The 24893-nt window shown below is 71.8% G+C and carries 26 protein-coding genes; 17 read left to right on the top strand and 9 right to left on the bottom strand.

Annotated elements, in window-relative coordinates:
• Nucleotides 1-9: 9 nt before the first annotated feature.
• A complete protein-coding gene (gene fusA, locus B9W62_RS15705) occupies nucleotides 10-2136 on the top strand; it encodes an elongation factor G (RefSeq protein ID WP_087807753.1) in 2127 nt (708 codons plus the stop codon).
• A 173-nt stretch (nucleotides 2137-2309) separates the two neighbouring features.
• Nucleotides 2310-3503, top strand: coding sequence for an elongation factor Tu (gene tuf, locus B9W62_RS15700; protein ID WP_011029795.1), 1194 nt, complete (start codon nucleotides 2310-2312; stop codon nucleotides 3501-3503).
• Between the two features lie 102 nt (nucleotides 3504-3605).
• Here the strand turns inward: tuf and B9W62_RS15690 are convergent, their stop codons facing one another.
• Both B9W62_RS15690 and B9W62_RS15680 read right to left on the bottom strand, forming a co-directional pair.
• On the bottom strand, nucleotides 3606-6083 hold the full coding sequence (locus B9W62_RS15690; protein WP_179235507.1) for an ABC transporter permease: 2478 nt from the start codon (nucleotides 6081-6083) through the stop codon (nucleotides 3606-3608).
• 73 nt (nucleotides 6084-6156) lie between these two features.
• Nucleotides 6157-6897: an ABC transporter ATP-binding protein gene (locus B9W62_RS15680; RefSeq protein ID WP_087807752.1), complete on the bottom strand. Its 741-nt coding sequence runs from the start codon at nucleotides 6895-6897 to the stop codon at nucleotides 6157-6159.
• Between the two features lie 204 nt (nucleotides 6898-7101).
• Between B9W62_RS15680 and B9W62_RS15675 the strand changes: the two genes are divergently transcribed.
• The 3 genes from B9W62_RS15675 to B9W62_RS15665 all read left to right on the top strand — a co-directional run bounded on the left by B9W62_RS15675 (nucleotide 7102) and on the right by B9W62_RS15665 (nucleotide 10329).
• The gene (locus tag B9W62_RS15675; protein ID WP_087807751.1) at nucleotides 7102-8406 is read left to right on the top strand and encodes a sensor histidine kinase; all 1305 of its coding nucleotides are present in this window, start codon (nucleotides 7102-7104) and stop codon (nucleotides 8404-8406) included.
• A complete protein-coding gene (locus B9W62_RS15670; protein WP_179235506.1) occupies nucleotides 8379-9038 on the top strand; it encodes a response regulator in 660 nt (219 codons plus the stop codon). The genes B9W62_RS15675 and B9W62_RS15670 overlap by 28 nt, the downstream gene beginning before the upstream one ends.
• Nucleotides 9039-9189: 151 nt before the next feature.
• Nucleotides 9190-10329, top strand: a complete 1140-nt coding sequence (locus B9W62_RS15665) for a hypothetical protein (RefSeq protein ID WP_087807750.1) — start codon at nucleotides 9190-9192, stop codon at nucleotides 10327-10329.
• A gap of 138 nt (nucleotides 10330-10467) precedes the next feature.
• Here the strand turns inward: B9W62_RS15665 and B9W62_RS15660 are convergent, their stop codons facing one another.
• The 3 genes from B9W62_RS15660 to B9W62_RS15650 all read right to left on the bottom strand — a co-directional run bounded on the left by B9W62_RS15660 (nucleotide 10468) and on the right by B9W62_RS15650 (nucleotide 13923).
• Complete coding sequence (locus B9W62_RS15660; RefSeq protein ID WP_087807749.1) at nucleotides 10468-11835, bottom strand: carbohydrate-binding protein; 1368 nt, start codon at nucleotides 11833-11835, stop codon at nucleotides 10468-10470.
• Between the two features lie 92 nt (nucleotides 11836-11927).
• Nucleotides 11928-12875: a LysR family transcriptional regulator gene (locus tag B9W62_RS15655; protein ID WP_087807748.1), complete on the bottom strand. Its 948-nt coding sequence runs from the start codon at nucleotides 12873-12875 to the stop codon at nucleotides 11928-11930.
• 64 nt (nucleotides 12876-12939) lie between these two features.
• Nucleotides 12940-13923, bottom strand: coding sequence for a helix-turn-helix transcriptional regulator (locus B9W62_RS15650; RefSeq protein ID WP_087807747.1), 984 nt, complete (start codon nucleotides 13921-13923; stop codon nucleotides 12940-12942).
• 56 nt (nucleotides 13924-13979) lie between these two features.
• On the opposite strand from B9W62_RS15650, the gene B9W62_RS15645 reads away from it, so the two are divergent.
• Nucleotides 13980-14372, top strand: coding sequence for a VOC family protein (locus B9W62_RS15645; RefSeq protein WP_087807746.1), 393 nt, complete (start codon nucleotides 13980-13982; stop codon nucleotides 14370-14372).
• A 127-nt stretch (nucleotides 14373-14499) separates the two neighbouring features.
• Here B9W62_RS15645 and B9W62_RS15640 read toward each other — a convergent pair whose 3' ends face one another.
• A complete protein-coding gene (locus B9W62_RS15640; RefSeq protein WP_087807745.1) occupies nucleotides 14500-14934 on the bottom strand; it encodes an ATP-binding protein in 435 nt (144 codons plus the stop codon).
• Nucleotides 14935-15046: 112 nt separating this feature from the next.
• Between B9W62_RS15640 and B9W62_RS15635 the strand changes: the two genes are divergently transcribed.
• Complete coding sequence (locus B9W62_RS15635) at nucleotides 15047-15895, top strand: helix-turn-helix domain-containing protein (protein WP_087811926.1); 849 nt, start codon at nucleotides 15047-15049, stop codon at nucleotides 15893-15895.
• On the top strand, nucleotides 15892-16083 hold the full coding sequence (locus B9W62_RS15630; RefSeq protein WP_087807744.1) for a DUF397 domain-containing protein: 192 nt from the start codon (nucleotides 15892-15894) through the stop codon (nucleotides 16081-16083). The genes B9W62_RS15635 and B9W62_RS15630 overlap by 4 nt, the downstream gene beginning before the upstream one ends.
• Here the strand turns inward: B9W62_RS15630 and B9W62_RS15625 are convergent.
• Entirely contained in the window at nucleotides 16034-16933 is a 900-nt protein-coding gene (locus tag B9W62_RS15625; RefSeq protein WP_179235505.1) for a helix-turn-helix transcriptional regulator, read from the bottom strand. The two genes, B9W62_RS15630 and B9W62_RS15625, sit on opposite strands and share 50 nt — an antisense overlap.
• A gap of 77 nt (nucleotides 16934-17010) precedes the next feature.
• Between B9W62_RS15625 and B9W62_RS15620 the strand changes: the two genes are divergently transcribed.
• The 5 genes from B9W62_RS15620 to B9W62_RS15600 all read left to right on the top strand — a co-directional run bounded on the left by B9W62_RS15620 (nucleotide 17011) and on the right by B9W62_RS15600 (nucleotide 20449).
• Nucleotides 17011-17766, top strand: coding sequence for an SDR family oxidoreductase (locus tag B9W62_RS15620; protein WP_087807742.1), 756 nt, complete (start codon nucleotides 17011-17013; stop codon nucleotides 17764-17766).
• Between the two features lies 1 nt (nucleotide 17767).
• Complete coding sequence (locus B9W62_RS15615; protein ID WP_087807741.1) at nucleotides 17768-17977, top strand: 4-oxalocrotonate tautomerase family protein; 210 nt, start codon at nucleotides 17768-17770, stop codon at nucleotides 17975-17977.
• A gap of 174 nt (nucleotides 17978-18151) precedes the next feature.
• On the top strand, nucleotides 18152-19510 hold the full coding sequence (gdhA, locus tag B9W62_RS15610) for an NADP-specific glutamate dehydrogenase (protein WP_179235504.1): 1359 nt from the start codon (nucleotides 18152-18154) through the stop codon (nucleotides 19508-19510).
• Between the two features lie 267 nt (nucleotides 19511-19777).
• Complete coding sequence (locus B9W62_RS15605; protein ID WP_003974279.1) at nucleotides 19778-19981, top strand: cold-shock protein; 204 nt, start codon at nucleotides 19778-19780, stop codon at nucleotides 19979-19981.
• Between the two features lie 141 nt (nucleotides 19982-20122).
• A complete protein-coding gene (locus B9W62_RS15600) occupies nucleotides 20123-20449 on the top strand; it encodes a CBS domain-containing protein (RefSeq protein ID WP_256976400.1) in 327 nt (108 codons plus the stop codon).
• Here the strand turns inward: B9W62_RS15600 and B9W62_RS15595 are convergent.
• Nucleotides 20434-20793 (bottom strand): hypothetical protein, encoded by a 360-nt coding sequence (locus B9W62_RS15595; RefSeq protein WP_087807740.1) that lies wholly within the window; start codon nucleotides 20791-20793, stop codon nucleotides 20434-20436. The genes B9W62_RS15600 and B9W62_RS15595 overlap by 16 nt on opposite strands.
• A gap of 49 nt (nucleotides 20794-20842) precedes the next feature.
• Complete coding sequence (locus tag B9W62_RS15590; protein ID WP_087807739.1) at nucleotides 20843-21199, bottom strand: MerR family transcriptional regulator; 357 nt, start codon at nucleotides 21197-21199, stop codon at nucleotides 20843-20845.
• A gap of 477 nt (nucleotides 21200-21676) precedes the next feature.
• Between B9W62_RS15590 and B9W62_RS15585 the strand changes: the two genes are divergently transcribed.
• The 4 genes from B9W62_RS15585 (at nucleotide 21677) to B9W62_RS15560 (ending at nucleotide 24816) form a co-directional block, all read left to right on the top strand.
• On the top strand, nucleotides 21677-22324 hold the full coding sequence (locus tag B9W62_RS15585; RefSeq protein WP_087811924.1) for a hypothetical protein: 648 nt from the start codon (nucleotides 21677-21679) through the stop codon (nucleotides 22322-22324).
• A gap of 99 nt (nucleotides 22325-22423) precedes the next feature.
• Nucleotides 22424-23560, top strand: coding sequence for a PP2C family protein-serine/threonine phosphatase (locus B9W62_RS40185; RefSeq protein ID WP_256976398.1), 1137 nt, complete (start codon nucleotides 22424-22426; stop codon nucleotides 23558-23560).
• 30 nt (nucleotides 23561-23590) lie between these two features.
• Nucleotides 23591-24058, top strand: coding sequence for a hypothetical protein (locus B9W62_RS15565; RefSeq protein ID WP_087807738.1), 468 nt, complete (start codon nucleotides 23591-23593; stop codon nucleotides 24056-24058).
• Between the two features lie 218 nt (nucleotides 24059-24276).
• A complete protein-coding gene (locus B9W62_RS15560) occupies nucleotides 24277-24816 on the top strand; it encodes an SMI1/KNR4 family protein (RefSeq protein ID WP_087807737.1) in 540 nt (179 codons plus the stop codon).
• Nucleotides 24817-24893: the final 77 nt, after the last annotated feature.

Here is a 24893-nt window from a genome sequence, read left to right as displayed (position 1 = left end):
TGAAGCCTTATGGCTACCACTTCACTTGACCTGGCCAAGGTCCGCAACATCGGGATCATGGCCCACATCGACGCGGGCAAGACGACCACCACCGAGCGGATCCTGTTCTACACCGGTGTGTCGTACAAGATCGGTGAGGTCCACGACGGCGCCGCCACGATGGACTGGATGGAGCAGGAGCAGGAGCGTGGCATCACGATCACGTCTGCTGCGACCACCTGTCACTGGCCGCTCGAGGACAACGACTACACGATCAACATCATCGACACCCCGGGGCACGTCGACTTCACCGTCGAGGTGGAGCGTTCCCTGCGTGTGCTCGACGGTGCCGTGACCGTGTTCGACGGTGTCGCCGGTGTCGAGCCGCAGTCCGAGACGGTGTGGCGTCAGGCCGACCGTTACGGCGTGCCGCGTATCTGCTTCGTGAACAAGCTGGACCGCACCGGCGCCGAGTTCCACCGCTGCGTGGACATGATCTCGGACCGCCTGGGCGCCCAGCCGCTGGTCATGCAGCTCCCGATCGGTGCCGAGGCCGACTTCCAGGGCGTCGTGGACCTGGTCCGCATGAAGGCGCTCGTGTGGTCCGCCGACGCGGCCAAGGGCGAGATGTACGACGTCGTCGACATCCCGGCCACGCACACCGAGGCCGCCGAGGAGTGGCGCGGCAAGCTGGTCGAGGCCGTCGCGGAGAACGACGAAGAGGTCATGGAGCTGTTCCTGGAGGGCCAGGAGCCCACCGAGGAGCAGCTGTACGCCGCGATCCGTCGCATCACCATCGCGTCCGGCAAGTCCAGCGACACCACGGTCACCCCGGTGTTCTGCGGCACCGCGTTCAAGAACAAGGGCGTCCAGCCCCTGCTCGACGCGGTCGTGCGCTACCTGCCGACCCCGCTCGACGTCGAGGCCATCGAGGGCCACGACGTCAAGGACCCCGAGGTCGTCGTCAAGCGCAAGCCGTCGGAGGACGAGCCGCTCGCCGCGCTCGCCTTCAAGATCATGAGCGACCCGCACCTCGGCAAGCTCACCTTCGTCCGGGTGTACTCCGGCCGCCTGGTGTCCGGCACCGCGGTGCTGAACTCCGTCAAGGGCCGCAAGGAGCGCATCGGCAAGATCTACCGCATGCACGCCAACAAGCGTGAGGAGATCGAGTCGGTGGGCGCCGGTGACATCGTCGCCGTCATGGGCCTGAAGCAGACCACCACCGGTGAGACGCTGTCCGACGACAAGAACCCGGTCATCCTGGAGTCCATGGACTTCCCGGCGCCGGTCATCCAGGTCGCCATCGAGCCCAAGTCGAAGGGCGACCAGGAGAAGCTCGGCGTCGCGATCCAGCGCCTGGCCGAGGAGGACCCGTCCTTCCAGGTCCACACCAACGAGGAGACCGGCCAGACCATCATCGGTGGTATGGGCGAGCTGCACCTCGAGGTGCTGGTCGACCGCATGCGCCGTGAGTTCAAGGTCGAGGCCAACGTCGGCAAGCCCCAGGTCGCCTACCGTGAGACGATCCGCAAGGCCGTCGAGCGCGTGGACTACACCCACAAGAAGCAGACCGGTGGTACCGGTCAGTTCGCCAAGGTGCAGATCGCGATCGAGCCGATCGAGGGCGGCGACGCCTCGTACGAGTTCGTGAACAAGGTGACCGGTGGCCGCATCCCGAAGGAGTACATCCCTTCGGTGGACGCCGGTGCCCAGGAGGCCATGCAGTTCGGCATCCTGGCCGGCTACGAGATGACGGGCGTCCGCGTCACGCTCATCGACGGTGGCTACCACGAGGTCGACTCCTCCGAGCTCGCCTTCAAGATCGCCGGTTCGCAGGCCTTCAAGGAGGCCGCGCGCAAGGCTTCGCCCGTGCTGCTCGAGCCGATGATGGCCGTCGAGGTCACCACGCCCGAGGACTACATGGGCGACGTCATCGGTGACATCAACTCCCGCCGTGGCCAGATCCAGGCCATGGAGGAGCGGATGGGTGCCCGTGTCGTGAAGGGCCTCGTGCCGCTGTCGGAGATGTTCGGCTACGTCGGAGACCTCCGCAGCAAGACGTCGGGTCGCGCAAGCTACTCGATGCAGTTCGACTCCTACGCCGAGGTTCCCCGGAACGTCGCCGAGGAGATCATCGCGAAGGCCAAGGGCGAGTAACGGGCTACTCCGTTTAACGGACCCCGTTCTCACGCTTTAGGCTTGACCCCGGAGCCTGCATGGGGCATTCCGCCGTGAACCCGGCGGAATGCCCCCGGCACCCGGGCTTTCCAGCAAAGATCACCTGGCGCCGATGAGTAAGGCGTACAGAACCACTCCACAGGAGGACCCCAGTGGCGAAGGCGAAGTTCGAGCGGACTAAGCCGCACGTCAACATCGGCACCATCGGTCACATCGACCACGGTAAGACGACCCTCACGGCCGCCATTACCAAGGTGCTGCACGACGCGTACCCGGACATCAACGAGGCGTCGGCGTTCGACCAGATCGACAAGGCTCCCGAAGAGCGCCAGCGCGGTATCACCATCTCGATCGCGCACGTCGAGTACCAGACCGAGGCGCGTCACTACGCCCACGTCGACTGCCCCGGTCACGCCGACTACATCAAGAACATGATCACGGGTGCCGCGCAGATGGACGGCGCCATCCTCGTGGTCGCCGCCACCGACGGCCCGATGCCGCAGACCAAGGAGCACGTGCTCCTGGCCCGCCAGGTCGGCGTTCCGTACATCGTGGTCGCCCTGAACAAGGCCGACATGGTGGACGACGAGGAGATCCTGGAGCTCGTCGAGCTCGAGGTGCGTGAGCTCCTCTCCGAGTACGAGTTCCCGGGCGACGACGTTCCGGTCGTCAAGGTCTCCGCTCTGAAGGCCCTCGAGGGCGACAAGGAGTGGGGCAACTCGGTCCTCGAGCTCATGAAGGCCGTGGACGAGGCCATCCCGGAGCCCGAGCGCGACGTCGACAAGCCGTTCCTGATGCCGATCGAGGACGTCTTCACCATCACCGGTCGCGGTACGGTCGTCACCGGCCGCATCGAGCGTGGTGTCCTCAAGGTCAACGAGACCGTCGACATCATCGGCATCAAGACCGAGAAGACCACCACCACGGTCACCGGCATCGAGATGTTCCGCAAGCTCCTCGACGAGGGCCAGGCCGGTGAGAACGTCGGTCTGCTCCTCCGTGGCATCAAGCGCGAGGACGTGGAGCGCGGCCAGGTCATCATCAAGCCCGGTTCGGTCACGCCGCACACCGAGTTCGAGGCCCAGGCCTACATCCTGTCGAAGGACGAGGGTGGCCGTCACACCCCCTTCTTCAACAACTACCGTCCGCAGTTCTACTTCCGTACGACGGACGTGACCGGCGTCGTGACCCTCCCCGAGGGCACCGAGATGGTCATGCCGGGTGACAACACCGAGATGAAGGTGGAGCTCATCCAGCCCGTCGCCATGGAAGAGGGCCTGAAGTTCGCCATCCGCGAGGGTGGCCGGACCGTGGGCGCCGGCCAGGTCACCAAGATCAACAAGTAAGCTCCGCTTGCTTGTCGGTCGACCCGACCTGACATGGGCTGATGCCTGAAAGGGCCCGTACGACTTCGGTCGTACGGGCCCTTTCGCCGTGTCACCGGCCTTTCACTCCCGGATGCCCGCGGCCGCCGCCGCCCGGCGGCGCAGCGCCAGACCGGCCGGGACCACGGAGGCGACGACCGCGAGCACGGCGCAGGCGCCGGCCACCGTGCCGACGGCCGCCCACGGCACCACCGGCGCGGCGGGGACCGAGAGCAGGCCCAGTGCCGCCCCCATCCCGGCCAGGCCGAGTCCGGCGACGCCCAGCCCCAGGAGGGCACCGGCCCCGGCGACCGTCAGCGACTCGACGGCGACCAGCCGCAGCACCTGCCCGCCGGTGGCCCCGGCGAGCCTCAGGACCGCCAGGTCGCGGACCCGGTCGGACGTCGCCGTCAGCATCGTGCTCACCACGGAGATCCCGGTGTAGAGCAGGGCGATGCCGAGGACCAGGAACAGGCCCGTCCGCGTCGTGCCCGGGGACCCGGGGGAGGCCGCCGCGGCCCACTCGGCACCGCTCGACACCCGGCCGCCGGTGGCCGCCACCGCCGCGCGCAGCCCGGCGGCCACCGCGTCGGCGTCGGCGCCGTCGGCGAGGGCGACGTCCACCCGGTCGACGGGGGCGCCGGCGGCGTTGGCCGCGGTGACGTAGACGCCGTTGTCGCCGGTGCCGGTGTGCATCACGGCGGCGATGCGCAGCGTCTTGGCCGTGCCGTCGCCGAGCCGGACCCGGACGCTCTGGCCGACCGTGTGCCGCTCCCACTCCTCGTTCACGATGATCGAGTGGTCGTCCAGGCCGGTGACCCGCCCCCGTGAGACCGGAAGCCGGGTGGTGGCGGCGAGGGCGCCGGGATCGGCGACGGCACGCGCGTCGGACCTGATCAGGGCCGTGCCGTCCTCCAGGACGTACACCGCGCTCGACGCGCTCGGGGAGATCCGTGCCCCGGGCACCGCGCGCAGGCGCTCCACGGTCGCCGCGTCGAAGCCGGTTCCGGCCGGGGCCGTGGCCACGAAGGCGGCGGTGGTCCGCTCCCGGGCCTCCGCGGCCTTCGCCCCGTCCAGCGTCGCGACGGCGCCGAGCAGCGAGCCGGTGAGCGCGACCGTGACCAGCACGGGCGCCGCGACGGCCGCGGTACGGCGGGCACCGGCCGCCGCGTTCTCCCGGACCAGCAGGCCGGTGGCGCCCGGAAGGCGGGCCGGCAGACAGGTCAGCAGGCGGGTCAGCGGCCGCATCGCGACCGGCGCGAGCAGCGCGGCCGCGCTGATCAGCAGCATCGGGCGGGTCACGTAGGTCTTGCGGTGCAGCAGGTCGCCGGGGTCGTCGGCGAGAGCGAGGGCGAGGGTCACCAGGGCGGTCAGCAGCAGTCCCAGCCCGGCCAGCCACCGCCCCCGGGTCATCGCCCCGGCGTCCACCGCCGCCTCCCGCAACGCCGCGACCGGGGCCGTGCGTCCCGCCCGCCAGGACGCCGCGACCACGCCGCACAGGGCGACCAGGAGCCCGGTCCAGAAGGCTAGGTGAAAGGGCCAGGCGTGGTCACCGAGGGTGAACCAGGCCGGGGCCAGGCCCGCGTCGACCACCAGGCGCACCAGCGGCGGCGCACCGTACGCGCCGAGCACGCAGCCCGTGCCGGAGGCGAGGACGCCGACCAGCGCGGCCTCGGCGATCACCGTCCGGCGCAGCTGCCCCGGTGTCGCCCCCGCCGTGCGCAGCAGCCCGAACTCCCGGCGGCGCTGGGCGACCGAGAAGGCGAAGGTGGACGCCACGACGAACACCGACACGAAGGCCGCGACGCCACCGGCCGTGCCGAACAGGGCGTTCAGGGCGGTCAGCGCCTCGTCGTCCCGGCCGGGATCGGCGTCCGCGTACCGCCGCGCGTCCCCGGTGAGCACCCGGACCCCCGCACTGGCCGGCACCGCGTCCCGTACGGCCTCCCGTACGGCGGACGCCTCCGCGTCGACCGCCAGCTGGACGCTGCCGGGCGCGAGTTCGGCGGCGCGGGCGTCGGTGAAGAAGACGGCGTCCTCGAATCCGAGACCGGGCGCGCTCCCCACCACCCGCAGGGTGCCCCGGTCCGTGCGCACCCGCTCGCCCGGCGCGGCCCAGCCGCCGGTGACGACGACCTCGTCGGCGGCGCGGGGCGCGCGCCCGGCGTCGATCCGGTACGGGGCGAACGCGGCGGTGGACCAGGGATGGCCCACCAGCTCGCCCGGACCGCGGCCGTCGCGCACCCGCACCGGGAAGGACCGGTCCGCGACGACGGTGCCGAGCCGCTCCAGCCGGGCCACGACGGCGTCGGGCACGGCACGAGGCCGGGCCAGCTCCTCCGTGCGCTCCCCGGAGGGCGTCGGCACCCGCAGGGTGTCCTGCCCGCGCACCACCACCGGCGCGGCGGCGAACCGCTCCGGTGCCCGCTCGGGCGCGTCCAGCGAGGCGGCCAGGGCGAGCCCCGTGGCGGTCAGCAGGGCGACCCCCAGCGCCAGCGCGACGAAGCTCCCGACGAAGGTGACCCAACGGATCCGCAGGGTGCACAGGGCGACGATCAGCACGGGGTGTCCTCCGGCCGGGACGGGTGGGTGACGGGGTGGTCGGCGTGCGGTGCGGCCGCTCGGCTGCCGGGGGTCAGCACGGCACGGTCTCCAGGCGGGTCATGCGGGCGGCGACGGCGTCGGCCCCGGCGCCGGTCAGTTCGTCGTGGACGCGGCCGTCGACGAGAAACAGCACGCGGTCGGCGCGGGCGGCGGCGACCGGGTCGTGGGTGACCATGACCACCGTCTGGCCCTCGCGGTCGACCATGCCGCGCAGCAGGGCCAGCACCTCGCGGCCGGTGTGCGAGTCCAGCGCCCCCGTCGGCTCGTCGGCGAACAGCACCTCCGGGCGGGTGATCAACGCGCGGGCCAGGGCGACGCGTTGCTGCTGGCCGCCGGAGAGCTCGGCCGGCCGGTGCCGGGCGCGGTCGGCGAGACCCACCCGGCGCAGCGCCTCGCGCACCCGGTCCCGCGGCGGGCGGCGGCCGGCCAGCCGCAGGGGGAGCGCGACGTTCTGCGCGGCGGTCAGGGACGGCAGCAGGTTGAACGCCTGGAAGACGAAGCCCACGCGTTCGCGCCGCAGCAGGGTCAGCCGCCGCTCGCTCAGCCCCGTCAGCTCGGTGCCGCCGACGACGACCGATCCCGACGTGGGCCGGTCCAGTCCGGCGGCGCACTGGAGCAGCGTGGACTTGCCCGAGCCCGAGGGGCCCATGACGGCGGTGAAGCTGCCGCGCCGGAAGGCGAGGGACACGTCGTCGAGGGCCGTCACGGTGCTGTGGCCTCCGCCGTACCGTCTGCTGACGCGATCCAGTCGGATCGCTTCGTCGCTGGTCATCCGTCTCCGCTTCCCGCTCTTCGAGCTGTTCGGCTTCCCGCTCTTCGAGCTGTTCGATGGGGTGCCCGGTGCGCCAACGAAACCGTGCGGGGCGGCACCGGCGCAGTGCGGCAGGGACTAGAGCGGAGGTATGGCCTGCCCCACCCCCACTGCTCCGCCTGGACCGATGGCCGCGCCGCCCGTCGCGGTCCTACGGTGAGCCGCATGCGCTCTCGCGACCTGTGGCAGGCCCTGTCCGCCCGCCGCTATCTGCTCTCCGCCTGGCCGTGGCGGGCGACCGCCTACCTGGTGACCGGGGCGGCGGCCGGTGCCGCGACCCTGGTGGGGCTCGCCCTCGCCCTCGTCGTCGGGGGTGTCCTCACCGTCGTCCTGGTGGGACTGCCGCTGCTGCTGCTCACCGCCCTCGCCGGCATCCCCCTGGCTCGCCTGGAACGGCACCGGCTGCGCCTGATCGACCCGGCCCCCGTGCCCGTCCGGCCGGTACGGGAGCCGCCCGCGACCGGGCCGTGGCCCTGGCTGGTCACCCGGCTGCGCGAGCGGGCGACCTGGCGGGAGCTGGGCCACGCGCTGCTGTTCGCCCTGCTGCTCTGGCCGCTGGACGCGCTGGTCGTCGCCCTCGCCCTGGCGGCGCCCCTCCATCTCGCCGCCACCCCGCTGGTGATGGCCACGTTCGGCGGCGGCGCGGAGGCCAAGGTCCTCAAGCAGTGGACGGTCACCACCTGGCCGGCCGCGTTCGGCGTGGCGGCGCTCGGACTGCTGCTCCTCGCCCTCGGCGGCTACGCGCTGGGCCTGGCGGCGGGTGCGCGGGCCGAGCTGGCGCGCGTGCTCGTGGGCGTCCCGCGCGACGGAGACCCGGAGGCCAGGGTCGTCGAACTCACCCGCTCCCGCGTGCGGTTGGTGGACGCCTTCGAGGCCGAGCGGCGCCGGATCGAGCGCGATCTGCACGACGGCGCCCAGCAGCGCCTGGTCGCCCTGACGATGGCCCTCGGCCTGGCCCGCCTGGACGCCCCGCCGGGACCGCTGGCCGACCAGCTCGCCAAGGCGCACGGCGAGGCGGGCCGGGCCCTGGCGGAACTGCGCGAACTCATCCACGGCATCCACCCCAAGGTGCTGGCCGACTACGGTCTGACGGCGGCCGTCGCCGACGCCGCGGACCGCTCCGCCGTCCCCGTCGACGTCGCCCTGGAGCTGCCCGGACGGCTGCCGCAGGCGGTCGAGGCCGCCGCCTACTTCGTGGTCTGCGAGGCCCTCGCCAACATCGGCAGGCACAGCGGCGCCGACCGCGCGGAGGTGAGCGGCGGCCACCGCGACGGACGGCTCGTGCTGCGCGTCCGCGACGACGGCCGGGGCGGTGCCGACGCCGCGGCGGGCAGCGGGCTGACCGGGCTCGCCGACCGGGTGTCGGTCCTGGATGGCAGACTCTCCCTGTCCAGCCCGCCGGGCGGACCGACCCTGCTGAGCGTGGAGATTCCTTGCGATCCGTGCGGCCCCCGCGATCCCTGCGCGTAGTACTGGCCGAGGACAGCGTCCTGCTGCGGGACGGCCTGACCGGGCTGCTCGCCCGCTTCGGTCACGAGGTCGTGGCGGCCGTCGGCGACGCGGAGGCCCTCGTCGCGGCCGTGACGGAGCACGCCCCGGACATCGTCGTCACCGACGTGCGCATGCCGCCCGGCTTCCAGGACGAGGGACTGCACGCGGCCGTGCGGCTGCGCGGGGAGCGGCCCACGCTGCCCGTCCTCGTCCTCAGCCAGTACGTGCAACGGGCCTACGCCTCCGAGCTGCTGGATTCCGGCGACGGCACCGGCGTCGGCTATCTGCTCAAGGACCGCGTCGGCCAGGTGGAGGAGTTCGTCGACGCGCTGGCCGAGGTGGCCGACGGCGGTACGGTCGTGGACCCGGAGGTCGTACGCCAGTTGCTGCGCCGCCGCCGGGACCCGCTGGAGCGGCTCAGCCCGCGCGAGCGGGAGGTGCTCGCGCTGATCGCGGAGGGCAGGTCCAACGCGGCCATCGCCCGCGAACTCGTCGTCTCCGAGGCGGCCGTGGGCAAGCACATCGGCAGCATCCTCACCAAGCTCGACCTGCCCCCGGCGACCGAGACCCACCGCAGGGTGCTGGCGGTGCTGACGTACCTGCGGGGCTGACGCGGACCGGCGGGCGCGCAGCGGTGGCGCGGGTCGGGCGAAGGTGTCCGGGTTCGGTCACAAGTCCCGCACGCGACGGCACTCTTCCTCCACTCGGCGGCAGGATGGATCATCGTCGACGCCCGCCCGCACCGAGGCAGAGAGTGAGCCCGTGAGTTCCGTCCCGCCCCCCGACCGTTCCGGCGACGAACCGGCCCCCTCGATCTCCGACGAGCAGTTGGAGGCGTTCCTGCGGGAGGCCGCCGACGGTGGTGGTCGCTCCGCGCCCAAGGAGCCGTCGGCGCGGGCGCGGATGGTGGCCCGGCGGTTGCGCGAGCAGGAGCAGCCGACGCCCTGGCGGGCCCCGCAGGGCAACCCGCAGGGCGACGGCCGCGGCCGTCGGCGCCTGGTGGGCACGGTGGTCGGCGTGGTGGCGCTGGCGGCGCTCGCCGTCGTCGCCGTACGGCCCTCCCTGGTCCTGGACCGGCTGCCCGGCGGGGACGACGCCGCCGCGCCGCCGACCCTGGCGGCCGAGTCGGCGCGGCCGACCGGCGCCCCCGGGGAAGCGGCCAGTGCCGAGCGTGCCACGCGCGAGCACCCGTTCCGCGGCTCGCCCGCCGAGCGGTGGGCCGAGGGCGCCGACGCCATCGACGTGCCGGCCGCGAAGCCGCTGTCCGGCATGAGCAAGGACGACGTGGCGTTCGCGCTGCGCCGCACCAAGGAACTCCTGGTCGCCGCCAACCTGGACCCCGCCGTACTGCGCGGCGGGCACCCGGACGAGGCGCTGGACGTCCTCGATCCCAAGCAGCCGGAGCTGCTGCCGAAGCTGCGCCGCTCCCTGAGCAGCCCCGACGAGGACCACGACCCGCTCCGCCTCTTCACCCGCTTCGACCCGGCCGAGACCCGCCCGGCCGGTGACGTCGTCAAGGTCCGCGGCCGTATGACGCTCGCCGCCGGCGAACCGGGCGTGGTCAAGGTCAACGCGGACTACACCTTCGTCTACCCGCTGGTGCGGGCCGACGACGCCGACGGGCCGGTCGCCCGCACGATCATCCGCCGCGTGCTCACCCTGACGCTGAACGACCCGGCGAAGTGGCACGTGACCGAGGGCAAGCTGCTGGTGGAGAAGTACTTCTCCGAGTACGGCAACACCGACTGCGACGTCTACGACGGCTTCCTGCACCCCGGCTTCCCCGACGACGACGGCCCCGGCGGTGCCCGGCCCACCGGCCCCCTGACCGACCCCTACGACCGGAGCCGCCCCCTCACCGGCTCCGGATCGGGAGGCTGCGGCCAGGTCACCCGGACCTGAGGCAGCACCCGTACCTGAGGCACCACCCGTAACCGAGGCAGCACCCGTACCCGAGACGGACGTGACCGGGCCCGGGCGCTCTCCCTCACGCACGCCCGGACCCGTCCCCCGTTGTCCCCTGTGGGGGTCAGTGGGGTGTCACACCCGCTGCCAGAGCGCGGGAACGTTCGGCGGCTCCCAGCCCGCGTAGGCCTGGTGGCCCTGGAGGCAGCGGTAGGTGGCGCCGCCGTACGTCACGGTGTCGCCGGCCTGGTAGACGGTGCCGGCCGCCCAGGTGCCGCCGGGCTCGCCCGGCTCCTCGCCGCCGTCGCCGCCGGTCGTCTTGAGCGTGAGCCCGTAGTTCTGGAGCAGCGCGTTGATCGGCTGGAAGAAGGTCTCGCCGCCGGAGCGGCAGTCGCCCGAACCGCCCGAGGTGACTCCCTGCGCCTGGGTCCCGGAGATGTAGGAGCCGCCGGAGTCACCGGGCTCGGCGCACACCGTGGTCCTGGTGACCGGGGAGATGGTGCCTTCCGGGTAGGTGACGCTGGTGTTCAGCTGCCTGATGGTGCCGCAGTGCCAGCCGGTCGTCGAGCCGGAACGGCACACGGAGGCGCCGACCGTCGCGGCCGTGGAGCCGGTGACCTGGACGTTCTGCCCACCGGCACCCAGGACGTACGGGGTCGCCGTCCACTGGGAGTTGGTGGCCACCCACGCCATGTCGCGGCCCGGGAAGATCGACCCCTGGAAGGTGCCCTGGGCCACCCGGTTGGCGCCCGTCGTGCTGGCGCCGGTCCGGCCGCAGTGGCCCGCGGTGGCGAAGCCCTGCTGGGTGCCCTTGGTGACGGGGAAGCCGATCGAGCAGCGGCCGCTGTTGTTGATGTAGTACGCCTCGCCGCCGCGCAGGTCGTAGAAGGTGCGGGGCCGCTCGGTGCGCCGGTCGACGCGGGCGAGGGAGTCGTCGACACCGGCCGCCGCGAGCAGCTCGCGGGCCGCGGCGGGACGGATCGCCTCGACGACGACGCTGTTGTCGCGCGAGTCGACGTACCAGACGGGTGCGTCGGCGGTGTTCAGGCCGGCCGCCGCCTCGTCCAGGCGGGCCTTGGCCGCGTCCAGGTCGGCGAGCGAGTGGCGTACGACCTTCGCCTCGGCGCCCCGAGCCTCGATCGCGGCGGCGTCGCCCGCGTCGGTCGTCGCGACGGTCAGGGTGCCGGACTCGGCACCGTCCACCCACGCGCCCGCGAAGTCGCCGCCGAGCGCGGCCCGCAGCCTCCCCGCCGTGGCCCCGGCCTCGGCCTCGTTGACGAGGCGGCGCTCCGCCTGCCGGCGGTCGAGACCGAGGTCCCGCTGCATGGCCTTGAGGAGAGCGGGCGGCGCGGCGTCGGTGCGCAGGGTCTCGGCCGCGGTGGGGGCGGGGCCGGCGGGTGCCGTTCCGGCGCTCGCGGAGCCGCTGAGCCCGGCCACGAGCAGGGCCGCGGTCGCGGCGACGGCGGCACCCACGGCTCTGTGATGTCGGTGTCGGTGGGACATGGGGGATCTCCTCGGTCTCGGTGGGGAGGTGCCGAAACCGTAGGGAGGGGCGAGCGGCCGCCATAAGAGGTCAGCCGTCCCTCTCCCCGGCGTTATGGAACCCGGTGGACCGACATCCACTCCGTGTAGCTGTCGCTGTTCGCCGCCACGCCCGCGTGCGCCATGCGCGCCTGCGAGAGCACCGCGGCGGCGGTGTCCTGCCGCTGGGTCGCGGCGTGCCAGCCGAGCAGGTGCCGCCAGGTCAGCGGGGTGCCGACGAGCGGCCGGGTCACGATCCGGGGCGTGGTCGGGAAGGTCGCCCGGCACAGCCCGACCGCCCGCCCGACCTGTACCAGGTGCACGAGCGACGCGGTGTCCGTCTCGTACATGCGGCGCGGGGTGAAGCCCGCGCGGGCGCACGAGGCGGTGAAGCAGTCGCCGAAGCAGCCGTCGCCGGGTACGCAGGCCCACTCCTCGTCGGCCAGCTCCGTCAGGTCCACCTCCGTGCGGTGGGCGAGCGGATGACCGTCGGGCACCATGACGAACACCGGGTCGACCGCGACCTCCCGCCACACCAGCCCCTCCCCGGCGGGCGGCGCGGCGGTGCCGCAGGTCCCGGCCAGCGCGAAGTCCAGCCGTCCCTCGGCGAGCTGCCCGGCCAGTTCGCGCTCGGACCAGGAGGTGCAGGTGGTCATCCGGGCGTCCGGCGCGACACCGGCCAGCCGGTCGAGGAGGGCGCCCAGCAAGGGCCCGTGGGTGCCGCCGATCCGCAGCCGCTCCGCCGTGCGCGGCGCACGGGCGAACCGGGCCGCCTCCTGTTGCAGCTCGGTCACCGCGGGCAGCACGATCCGGCTCCGCTCCAGCACCAGTTCGCCCAGCGCGGTGGCCCGCACCCCGTGCCGGCCGCGGACGAACAACGCGCCGCCCAGGGCCCGTTCGATCCGCTTGAGCTGTGCGCTCAACGCGGGCTGCGCGAGACCGAGAGCCGTCGCCGCCCTGGTGAGGCTGCCGGCGTCGGCGATGGCCCGGACCGTCTTGAGATGCCGCAACTCCAGCTCCATGAGGGGAGCTTGCGACGCGGGGAGGGCGGGGGCAAGGGGTTGGTACGGACCTGTGGAGGAAACTTCAAGTACTTGCTTCCTCGTTCGCGGCGAGCAACTCCCGGGCCCGGCGCAGCAGTGCCTCCCGTACCGAGTCCGGCGCCAGGACGCGCATCGGCGTGGCGAGGCTGAACAGATAGCGGGCCAGCCCCTCCGCGTTCGATCCGCCGATCTCGACGACCGTGGCGTCCGGCCCGTCGGCCCGGTGCAGCCCGACCGTGGCGGGAATGGACCGCAGCGCCTGCTCCATGGGCACCGGCAGCCGGACGGTGGCCAGCACCGCGTACGGCCCGGTCGCGCTCGCCCGGGACACCAGGAGCGCCGGATCGGGCAGCGGTTCGGTGAACTCGACGGCCCGCCCGGTCGGCTGCACCCGCTCGACCCGGTCGGCCCGGAAGGTCCGCCACTCGCCCCGCGCCACATCCCGGGCCACGAAAAACCAGCGCCGCCCGGTGTGCACGAGCCGGTACGGGTCCACGTCCCGCACACTGGCCCGCCCGCCCCAGTCCCGGTACGCCATCCGGGCCCGCTCGGCCCGCCGGCACGCGGCCGCCAGCTCCAGCAGCATCCCCGGCGCGACCTGCGGCTCACCGGCCCGCGGCGTCTGCACGAACGCGGCGTCCATGTCCCCGAGCCGGTCGCCCAGCCGCTTGGGCAGCACCTGCCGCAGCTTCAGCAGCGCCGACAGCGCCGCCTGGTCCCCGCCGAGCGCCCCGCTCAGCGCGGCCTCCCGCAGCCCGACGGCCACGGCGAGGGCCTCCTCGTCGTCCAGGATCAACGGCGGCGTACGCGTCCCCGGCCGCAGCCGGTAGCCGCCCCACGGGCCCGGGTCGGAGTCGACGGTGTACCCCAGCTCCCGCAGCCGCGCCACGTCCCGCCGCACGGTCCGCTCCGTGACCTCCATCCGCTCGGCCAGCTCACCGCAGGTCCAGGCGGGACGGACGGCGAGCAGAGAGACCAGCCGCAGCAGCCGGGCGGAAGTACTGAGCACGGTCCCGAAGTCTCCCACGCGTCCGCCGACGACCAGGACCGAACCTGTCCTGGTCACGTCCTACGGTCTCTCCCATGACGACGACGCAGAACACTCCGGCGCCGGCCTTCCGCTACTCGGCCGTCACCTTCGACTGCTCCGACCCCGCCGTGATGGCCCGCTTCTGGGGCGAGGCACTCGGCCTCACCGTCTCCTTCAACACCGACGACTTCTACTTCCTCGGCGGCCAGGACGGAGCCCCCGGCCTCGGCTTCCACCGCCTCCCCGACTACCGCCCGCCGACCTGGCCGGGCACCGACCAGGAGAAGCAGGCCCACATCGACGTCGGCACCGACGACCTGGACGCGGGGGAGGCCCGCCTGCTCGCCCTGGGCGCCACGAAGCCCGACTTCCAGCCGTCACCGGACCGCTGGCGGGTGCTGCTGGACCCGGCGGGACATCCGTTCTGCGTGTCGACGGTGGCGTGAGGGCGGCAGGGCTACTCGACCGTCCGTGTCCCCGGCCCAGGCCAGGACTCAGCTGCGCACCGGGCTGAGGGACTCCCACTCGACGGCCTCGGCGAACACTTGGCAGGGCACCGACGCCACCGGGACCTCAGAACGCGGGTCCCGGTGGCGTGCAGCGCAGCTCCGCCCAGACCGTCTTGCGCGGGAAGCGGCCCTCCGTCACTCCCCAGCGGTGCGCCAGCGCCTCCACCAGCAGCAGACCCCGGCCGGATTCGGCGTCGGAGGCCGGCTCTTGCGGGGCGGGAAGCTCCTGGCCCCGTGTATCGGTGACCTCGATGCGGAGGACGTCGCCGACGACGTACAGGGTGAGCCGGAAATCGCGGCCGGGGACGCGTCCGTGGTCCGCCGCGTTGTTGGCCAGCTCGGCGACGAGGAGGCGTGCCGGGTCCAGGGGCAGCCCCCAGGAACGCAGCTGCTCGGTCGCGAGCAGGCGGGCGAGGCGGGCGCCGCGTGGGGTGGGAGAGAGCTGCACGCTGAAATTGCGGACGCGCGTGGGGAGTTCGGTGGTGGATTCCTGATTCACGTCACTCAGCGTGGCGGTGTGTGCGTACCGTGAGAAGTGACTCAACGGGTACGTACGGTGACTGTCCGGCGCTTGTCCAGTGGTGTCGGTGCTGTCGGGGAAGGGGCAGGGGATGGCGGTCGAGACGGACGAGTCGGGGTGGGAGGTCGACCCGGACGACGAGTGGGGCGTCGCGGTCATCACCACGGTGGGACGGCAGTTGAAGCTCCGCCGGGAGGCTGCGGGCATGCGGGCCGGCGACTTCGGAGTGGCGGTCGGGTACGGGGAGGACCTCGTCTACAAGGTCGAGGGCGGCAAGCGGATTCCCCGGCAGGAGTATCTGGACAGGGCGGACGAGGTGCTGGGCGCCGGTGGCCTCCTCTCGGCGGCCTGGGAGGACGTGAAGAAGGTCCGGTACCCGAAGAAGGTACGGGAGTTGGGGAAGCTGGAGGGCAAGGCGGTCGAGATCGGCCTGTACGAGTGCAACATCATCGCTGGGCTGTTGCAGACTCCCGAGCACGCGCGAACCCTGATCGAGGCAGCGCAGCCGCCGTACTCACCGGACGACGTCGACCGCATGGTGGCCGCGCGATTGGCCCGGCAGTCGGTCTACGAGCGCGATCCGGCTCCGTCGATGCACTTCGTGCTGGAAGAGGCACCGCTGCGTCGGCAGGTTGGGGGCACAATGGTGTGGCGACAGCAGCTCGAACGTCTGCTGGAGGTGGGGCGTTTGCACAACGTCACGCTTCAAGTGATGCCGACGAATGCTGACGCCCATCCGGGGCTGGACGGCAGGATCGAGTTGCTGAAGTTTCCGGACGGTACAGCGGTGGGGCGCTCCGACGGGGCGTTCAACGGACGGCCGATCACCGACCCGAAACACCTGCGCATTGTCGAACTGCGGTATGGCACGATCCGAGCGCAGGCTCTCTCGCCCAGGGAGTCGTTGGCCTTCATCGAGACACTGCTGGGAGAAACATGATCCGCGACGCCGAACTGGTCTGGTTCAAGAGCAGCTACAGCGGCGGTACCGACGGCAACTCCTGCGTAGAACTGGCGTTGACCCCCGCCACCATCCACGTCCGGGACTCCAAGCACACCGACGGCCCCCGTCTCGCCCTCACCCCTGACGCCTGGGCGAGCTTCCTGCCGTACGCGTCGCGGCGCTGACCTCCTGCGTGCCGACGACCGACAGCAGCTCCAGCAACCCCGCGCTCTCGGTCCCCACCGCCGGGGTGAACCACAGGAGCCGCTGGCGGCCGTCCTCGCTGAAGAGGTTGAGGCAGTTGACCTCGACCAGGCCGATCACCGGGTGCAGGAGCCGTTTCCGGTCGTGGCGCCGGAACGCCACCTCGTGGTCGGCCCACAGCGTGGCGAACTCGGGGGAGACGCCGAGCAGCGTACGGATCATCGCGCCCGCCTCCGTGTCCTTCGCGTCCCGCCGGGCGGCGGCGGCCCGCAGGTCGGCGACGAAGGACCGGGACTGGTACGCGTGGTCGGCCTCGGGATAGAGCAGCCGGGCCTCCGGCTCGGTGAACCACCGGTGCACGAAGCTGGCGCGGGGCCCCCGGAGACCGGAATGGTCCCCCAGCAGCGCCACGGCCAGCGGATTCTGCACCAGGGTGACGTGCAGGTCGGTGATCACCTGCGCCGGGGTCGAGGACATCCGGCCCAGCAGGTCCAGCATGCCGGGGTGCACGTGCGAGGCGGGCCCGCCCGGCACCGGCACCGGCCGGTCGGCGAGCCGGTAGAGGTAGTCCCGCTCGTCGGCGGACAGCCGCAGCGCCCGCGCCAGCGCGGCGATCATCTGCTCGGACGGCTGGGACCCGGCGCCGCGCTCCAGCTCGTTGTAGTAGTCCACGGAAGCCCCGGCGAGGTGGGCCACCTCCTCGCGGCGCAGTCCCGGCACCCGGCGGCGCGGTCCGGCCGGGAGGCCGACGTCGCCGGGGCGGATGCGCTCGCGCCGCGACCGCAGGAACGTTCCCAGCTCGGCGTACTTCACAGCGCTCATACGGTCCATTCTGCGCCGGGCCGGGCCGCCGACCCAGGGGATGGCATCCCCTGGCTGCCGCGGCCGACCCGGCGCATCGTGGAGCCATGACCACGCACACGAATCAACAGACCGCCGAACGGGTCGCCGTCGTCACCGGCGGCTCCCGCGGCATCGGCCGGGCGGTCTCCCGGAAACTCGCCGAGGACGGCCTGGCCGTCGTCGTGAACTACGCCAGCGACGCCTCGGCCGCCGACGAGACGGTGGCGGCGATCACCGAGGCCGGCGGACGGGCCGTCGCCGTACAGGCCGACGTGGCGGAGGAGAAGGAGGTCGCCGCGCTGTTCGACCGGGCGGAGGAGGAGTACGGCGGCGTCGACGTCGTCGTGAACTCGGCCGGGCGGATGACCCTCTCGCCGATCGCCGACCTGGACCTGGCGGCGCTGGACGCCATGCACCGCACCAACATCCGCGGCACCTTCGTCGTCGCCCAGCAGGCGGCACGGCGGCTGCGTACCGGCGGCTCGTTCGTGGGCTTCTCGACGTCCGTCGTCGGCACGCAGTTCCCCACGTACGGCGCCTACGCGGCGAGCAAGGGCGCCGTGGAGGCCATGACGATGATCCTGGCGCGCGAGCTGCGCGGCCGGGACATCACCGTGAACACGGTCGCACCCGGACCGACGGCCACGGACCTGTTCCTCGACGGGAAGACGCCCGAGCAGGTGGACAAGCTCGCGAAGACGCCGCCGCTGGAGCGGCTGGGCACCCCGGAGGACATCGCCGCCGTGGTCGCCTTCCTCGGCAGCCCCGCCGGGCACTGGGTGAACGGCCAGATTCTGCGCGCCAACGGAGGAATGATCTGACATGCCTTTCGCCCACTTCAAGGTCCCCGCGGGCACGCTCTCGGCGGAGGACAAGAAGAAGATCGTCGAACGCGCCACCGACCTCTACGCCGAGATCTACGGGGAGCGCGCCCGCCCGACCACCGTCGTCCTGGTCGACGAGGTCCCGGACGGGGGCTGGGGTGTCGCGGGCAACGTGCTCACCGCCGCGATGCTGAACGGGGAGGGGTAGCGTTGCCGGGAGGCCGGCGTTGCCGGGAGGCCTTCGTCTCATCCAGTGATCGGGTGCTGGCCATGAGGTTTACGTGCGCGTAACACTTAAGTGTCCCGCGCGCGGCAACGGCGCCGAGCGCCTCCCACCGGTCGCTGTATGCGACCGGTGCCCGCCGTGCCAGAAAGGGCCCCTGTGACGACGCGAAGCGAGACGCAGACCACCCTCGACCACCTGCTCACCGAGATCGAGCACCGCAACCCGGCCCAGCCCGAGTTCCACCAGGCCGCGCACGAGGTCCTGGAAACGCTCGCCCCGGTCGTCGCGGCCCGCCCCGAGTACGCCGAGCCGGGCCTCATCGAGCGGCTGGTCGAGCCGGAGCGCCAGGTGATGTTCCGGGTGCCGTGGCAGGACGACCAGGGGCGTGTTCGCGTCAACCGCGGCTTCCGGGTCGAGTTCAACAGTGCGCTGGGCCCGTACAAGGGCGGTCTGCGCTTCCACCCGTCCGTCAACCTGGGCGTCATCAAGTTCCTGGGCTTCGAGCAGATCTTCAAGAACGCGCTGACCGGCCTCGGCATCGGCGGCGGCAAGGGCGGCAGCGACTTCGACCCGCACGGGCGCAGCGACGCCGAGGTCATGCGGTTCTGCCAGTCGTTCATGACGGAGCTGTACCGGCACATCGGCGAGCACACGGACGTCCCGGCCGGGGACATCGGCGTCGGCGGCCGGGAGATCGGCTACCTCTTCGGCCAGTACCGCCGGATCACCAACCGCTGGGAGGCGGGCGTCCTCACCGGCAAGGGCCAGGGCTGGGGCGGCTCGCTGATCCGCCCGGAGGCGACGGGCTACGGCAACGTGCTCTTCGCGGCGGCGATGCTGCGGGAGCGCGGGGAGGACCTGGAGGGCCAGACCGCGGTCGTCTCGGGCTCCGGCAACGTGGCGATCTACACCATCGAGAAGCTGACCGCGCTCGGCGCGAACGCCGTGACCTGCTCGGACTCCTCCGGCTACGTCGTCGACGAGAAGGGCATCGACCTCGACCTGCTGAAGCAGATCAAGGAGGTCGAGCGCGGCCGCGTCGACGCGTACGCCGAGCGCCGGGGCGCCTCGGCCCGCTTCGTCCCCGGCGGCAGCGTCTGGGACGTCCCGGCGGACCTGGCCCTCCCGTCGGCCACGCAGAACGAGCTGGACGAGAACGCCGCCGCCACCCTGATCCGCAACGGCGTCAAGGCGGTCTCCGAGGGCGCGAACATGCCGGCCACCCCCGAGGCCGTCCACCTGCTCCAGCAGGCGGGCGTCGCCTTCGGCCCCGGCAAGGCGGCCAACGCGGGCGGCGTCGCGGTCAGCGCCCTGGAGATGGCGCAGAACCACGCCCGTACGTCGTGGACGGCGGCGCGCGTGGAGGAGGAGCTGGCGGACATCATGACCAGCATCCACACCACCTGCCACGAGACCGCCGAGCGCTACGACGCCCCCGGCGACTACGTGACCGGCGCGAACATCGCCGGCTTCGAGCGCGTGGCCGACGCGATGCTGGCGCAGGGCGTCATCTGACGGAACTCACGGAACTCGCGAAACTTCGGCCCGCCACGTCATTCCTGTGAAATGCGCACCCTTAAATCTGTATCCGCGGGAAGAGGATTCAAGACGGGAAATTGCTCGGAGCGCAAGGGGTGCCCCGGCGTGCTACTGTCGCTATCAGTTGCAGTTGTGGTTCCCGAATTTTTTGACACCGGTCTTTTCCGGTCGGGGTGATCATCGCGGCGACACGGCGTCCGTACAGTGCGGGCGCCGGTGCACTGCCCCGAAGGAGAAAAGACAATGGCTACTGGCACCGTGAAGTGGTTCAACGCGGAAAAGGGCTTCGGCTTCATCGAGCAGGACGGTGGCGGCGCCGACGTGTTCGCCCACTACTCGAACATCGCCGCCCAGGGCTTCCGCGAGCTGCTCGAAGGCCAGAAGGTGAACTTCGACATCGCGCAGGGCCAGAAGGGCCCGACGGCCGAGAACATCGTCCTCGCCTGACGCACTTGCAGCTGGGGCCCGCATCCTTCGGGGTGCGGGCCCCAGCTGCATTTCAGCATTCTCGGAATATTCTCAGAATTCCCGTAGTCTCCGGATTCCTCGGATTCTGTGGAATTCACCCATCCCCGTAGGAGGCACTTCTTGACGCTGCTCCAGACACATCTCCGTCCGACGAGCACCATCCCCGCGCACCGGACGGTCGCCCACGCCGTGGACGCGGCCGGACCGCAGGTCTGGGGCGACATGACCGTCGAGGTGGCGCTGTCCGTCATGGCCGCCGCCCGCACGGGTCACCTCGTCGTCTGCGACGAGGACGGCCAGTACACCGCCCTGGTCACCCGTGCTCGGCTGACCGCCGTACGGAACGGCTCCGCGTACACGGACCGGCTCCGGCTGCGCGACATCGACGACGGCGACGGACCCTCCGCCGCCGCGCCGACGACCGCGACGGGTCAGTGGTCGGAGTAGCTGAAGTCCCCCACGGTCCAGGCGCTCACGTCACCGATCGCCACGCGGTACATCCCGCCGGTTTCCGGGATGCCCATCGTGCCCTGGAGGATCCGGGCGACATGGAAGTGCAGGTGCGTGGGCGCCTCCCCCTTCGTCGCCGGAGCGTCGAAGGCGGCGGAGAAGACGCCCAGGTCCGCGGAGTCGGTGAGCACTTCCGACACCCGCTTCCGCCATACGGACTCGGGGGCCAGACGGCCGGTGATAACGGCACCGTGGGTGACCACGGTCAAGGACATTCGACTGCTCTGCGCGGACTCCACACGGGCGGCAATGTCAACGAGCAGCTCGTCAGGCTTCGACATGAGAGAAGATTTTATCCGCAGGCCCGCGCGGGCGGGCAGGTCGGTGGGGCTACCGGGCAGTACTGGCGTTCCCCGGCTTGTCCCCGGACGCCCCGGCACCACCGCGTCGCAGCTCCGCGTTGATGCGCTGAGCCTCTTCGAGCTGGTCTTCCAGGATGACGATGCGGCAGGCCGCCTCGATCGATGTCCCCTGGTCGACCATCTCGCGGGCGCGAGCGGCGATCCGCAGCTGGTAGCGGGAGTAGCGGCGATGGCCCCCCTCCGAGCGCAGCGGCGTGATCAGCCGCGCCTCGCCGAGGGCTCGTAGGAAGGCGGGCGTGGTGCCCAGCATCTCGGCCGCCCGCCCCATGGTGTACGCGGGGTAGTCGTCGTCGTCGATGCGGTTGAGCGGTGTGTCTGCGGTCATCTGCACCTCTGTTTGCGGAACGCGTCGAGGGGCCTTGGTGCCGTACGGCACCAAGGCCCCGAGGGATTTGTAACACCATCTGCCGGCCTACTGCACGGCCGGCCTTCTGTTGAGGGATCGCGGATGCGTGACCGTGGGACCACCTTCCGTTCCGGGGCCTGCGGTACCCGGTGAGAACGTTCTCGCCCGGGCGATCCTGATGGCGTCCTCCTCCTTCTCTCCTCGTGCCGTACCTCTTGGTGTTGCTGGTCCTGCTGTTACTGCGGTACCTCATGCGGGCAGTTCGTCTCTGCCTCGCCTCACTGACTTCGTGGCTACGACAGAAGAGTAACCACAGCAGCACCTGAATGTCTACAGCGGCCACGACAGGTTTTCATCCAGTCGGGTGAACGGCTTTCTGTACCCAGGGCGCGCGGACCGTGTGGGACGATGAACGGGCAGCTGTTCGAGCGACTGACGGGGGAGGCCGGGCACACCATGGCCCGTTACACGGAGGCACTGACCGTCGAACGGGGCGGGTTCCGCATCAAGGTCCCGGAGTCCTGGTGGGAGTTCGACGTACGCCCGGAGTCCCGGGACGACTCGATCCGCCGCATGGTCGACGACCGGATACGCCAGTACCCGGAGCTGCGGCCCTCCCGCTCCGCCTACGTCACCTTCCTCCAGAAGGCGGCGTCCGACGCGTGGAAGTCGGGCGCGCTGTACTGCGGTTGCATGGCGGAGAGCTTCGGCGGTGACACCCCGATCACGGGCTCGGTCACGGTCTCCCTGGTCGGCGGCCGTACATCCTCGGGCGACCCGCTCCCCAACGACCCGTCGGCCATCGCGGGGCAGTTGGCCGTCAAGGAGGCCCGGAAGCCCGGCGACTCCTGGCGCAAGGTCACCACGGTCGACATCCCCGGCGTCGGCCCCGCCGCCCGCACCCAGGGCATCGAGGACATCCCGGTCCCGGACGACGCCCTGAACCGCACGGTCCGCGCGGTCCTCATGCAGACGTACATCCCGGTCCCCGGCCAGGAGGGCAAGGTCGCCCTGGTCGCGGGCAGCAGCCAGGTCCTCGACCTCGCGGACTCCTTCTTCGACATCTTCGACGCGATCACGTCGACGTTCCGGTTCGCGGACTGACGGGCGGGTCCGTCCCCCGAATGCCCCGGCGAGGCGGACGCCGGTGCGGTGGGGGACGGCCGAGAATGCGGAGGTTCACCGCCCGACCCTGGAGATCGTGTGTTGCGTACCCGTCGCCAGCACCCCGCCCCGGGCTCCACCCGGGAAACCATTCAGCCGCCGGGGACGGGACAACTGGTCGTCTGGATGGTGACGGTCACGCTGCTGGTGGCGGTGATCGGGTCGGTGGCGAACTCGGGCATGGCGCTCGTCGGGCTCCTGGTGTTCCTGCCCGCCGCGGCGGCGGCACAGTGCACGGTGCGACAGACGGCGCTGGTCTGCGCCTGGACCGCTGTCCTCGGCTCCGCCGCCTTTCTGACCGGCGGCACCGACGTCGCGCTGGCCGACCGGGTGCTGCTGCTGGTGCTCACCGCCTGCCTGATCGCGGCTTCGCTGTATGCCTGCCGCCGGCGTATCAACAGCGAGCGCACGATGGTGCGCCTGCACTCCGCGGCCGTGGCCATACAGCGGCAGATCCTGCGCCCGCTGCCGCTGCGCACCGACGACGTCCTGGTGGACGGGGTGTACGAACCGGTGCAGGAGGACCGCCTCGTCGGCGGAGACATCTACGACGTCGTCGAGTCCCCCTGGGGGACCCGCGTCCTCATCGGTGACGTTCAGGGCAAAGGGCTGGCCGCGGTGGGCGCGGCGTTCGCCGTCCTCGGCAGCTTTCGCGAGGCGGCCCATCGCGAGCCCACCCTCACGGGCCTCGTCGGCGCCCTCGACGCCTCCGTGGCGCGGCACAACTCCTACGTGGCGCGGCGGGGCGGCGACGAACGCTTCGTCACCGTCCTCGTCCTCAGCATCGACGCCCGCGACGAGGTGCAGGCCGTCAACTGCGGCCATGTGCCGCCCCAGTTGCTCGACGCCGACTCGGTGATCACGCCGCCGTTGGACAGCGGCGTCCCCCTCGGCCTCGCCGCGCTCGCGACCGAACCCGTCAGCGCCGGCCGGTTCACGTTTCCCGGCGGCGCGACACTGCTGCTCACCACCGACGGGCTCACCGAGTCCCGCGCGGCGGACGGTACGTTCTACCCCCTGGACGAACGCCTCGCCGGCCTCGGCGACGTGCCGCGGAGCGACCTGCCCCACGCCCTCCACGAGGATGCCCACGCATACACGGGCAAGGCAGCCCCCCACGACGACGTCGCCATCCTGACCGTCCGTCGCGCGCAACGCTCAGGCACACTCTCGTGAGCGCGACAGCTCGGAAGGGGGGAATCGATCTTGACGTCCCAATGGAACTGGGAAACCGGCGAACGACTGCTGGCCCTGAACGACCCGAAGGAATGGGACGCCGCGTTCGACCGCGGGGCGCGAGGGCTCGGCACGGCGGCGATCGGGCTGGCCTTCAACTGCCCGCTGGAAGAGGCGTCGCCCCGGATCGTCCGGGCGATGCGGCTCCCGGACCTCGCCCAGCGAGGATTCGCCTTCACCGCGGCAGGGACGGCGGCCCGCCTCAACGGCGCATTGACGCCGGAACTGTACGCCGCGCTGCGGACAGAGGGGCCGGGCCGCAGGAGCATCGCGGTGAACGCCATCGACGACACCCTCACCTTCGTCCCGTTCCGCCGCCTGCCGGCATGGCTGAAGTGCTGGAGCGTCGTCTCAACGGTGCGGAACAAACTGGACGCGTGGTGGCTGAGCTGCACTTACGCGGTGACCGACGCCTGGAGAACGGTGCGCAGACGGTGAACCCGCGCCGTCCGCACCCGCGCTCCACGGGGTCCGGGTGCGGACGCTCGCGAAGACGTTGCACGACTTCGCCGACGACGTGTCCGAGGCGTTGCGTCTGGTGAAGGGGATGGCGGGGGAGTCGGCGGCCGTCTTCAAGGAGGAGTTCGACGGGGTTCCCTGGATCGTGTCCTGGACAACCCCGCCGGGATGTTCGGCTTCGGAGAAACGGAGATGCTGTGACCGCGCGCGACAACCTCGTGCGCACCGTTCCGCCCCCACCGGACGTGGACAGCCGCGTCGACTGGCCGCGGGTCGAGCAGGATCTCGGCGTATCGCTCCCGGACGACTACAAATGGCTGGTCGAACGATACGGACCAGGGTCTTTCGACGGCTTCCTGCACGTCTTCCAGCCCGTCGTGCCGGTAGCCACGGTCCGGCTGGTGGACCGCGCCGAGCGAGCCGCCGAGATCCTGGACCAGCTGAGGGAGGGTGGGGAGACGATCCCGTACCCGACCGACGAGTTGCTGGCCGTGGGGGCAACGGACAACGGCGACACGATCTACTGGGTCACCCGCCCGGAGGGCGCGCCGAACTCATGGACGATCACGGCGAACGGCGCGCGCAACACCAAATGGCCCCACTTCGACGGAGGCCTCGTGGAGTTCCTGGCCGCGGTGATGTCCGGCGCGTACAAGATGGACGTTCTGCCGCGGAGCTGGCCCGGTCCCGAGCCTCGGTTCGCGCCCTATCCGGCGTCCGGAGAGCGTCGCCGCTGACCGTCACGCCCTGTCGCGCCGACGCCCCTGGCTCGGGGTGGGGCGGGTACGGGTTTGATCTCTGTCACCCCCGGGGT

Origin of the sequence: Streptomyces sp. CS113 (assembly GCF_002188365.1) — a bacterium.
GTDB lineage: Bacteria > Actinomycetota > Actinomycetes > Streptomycetales > Streptomycetaceae > Streptomyces > Streptomyces tendae.
The sequence above is the reverse complement of the archived record's forward strand: the minus strand, read 5'-3'. Positions and strand labels throughout refer to the sequence as shown.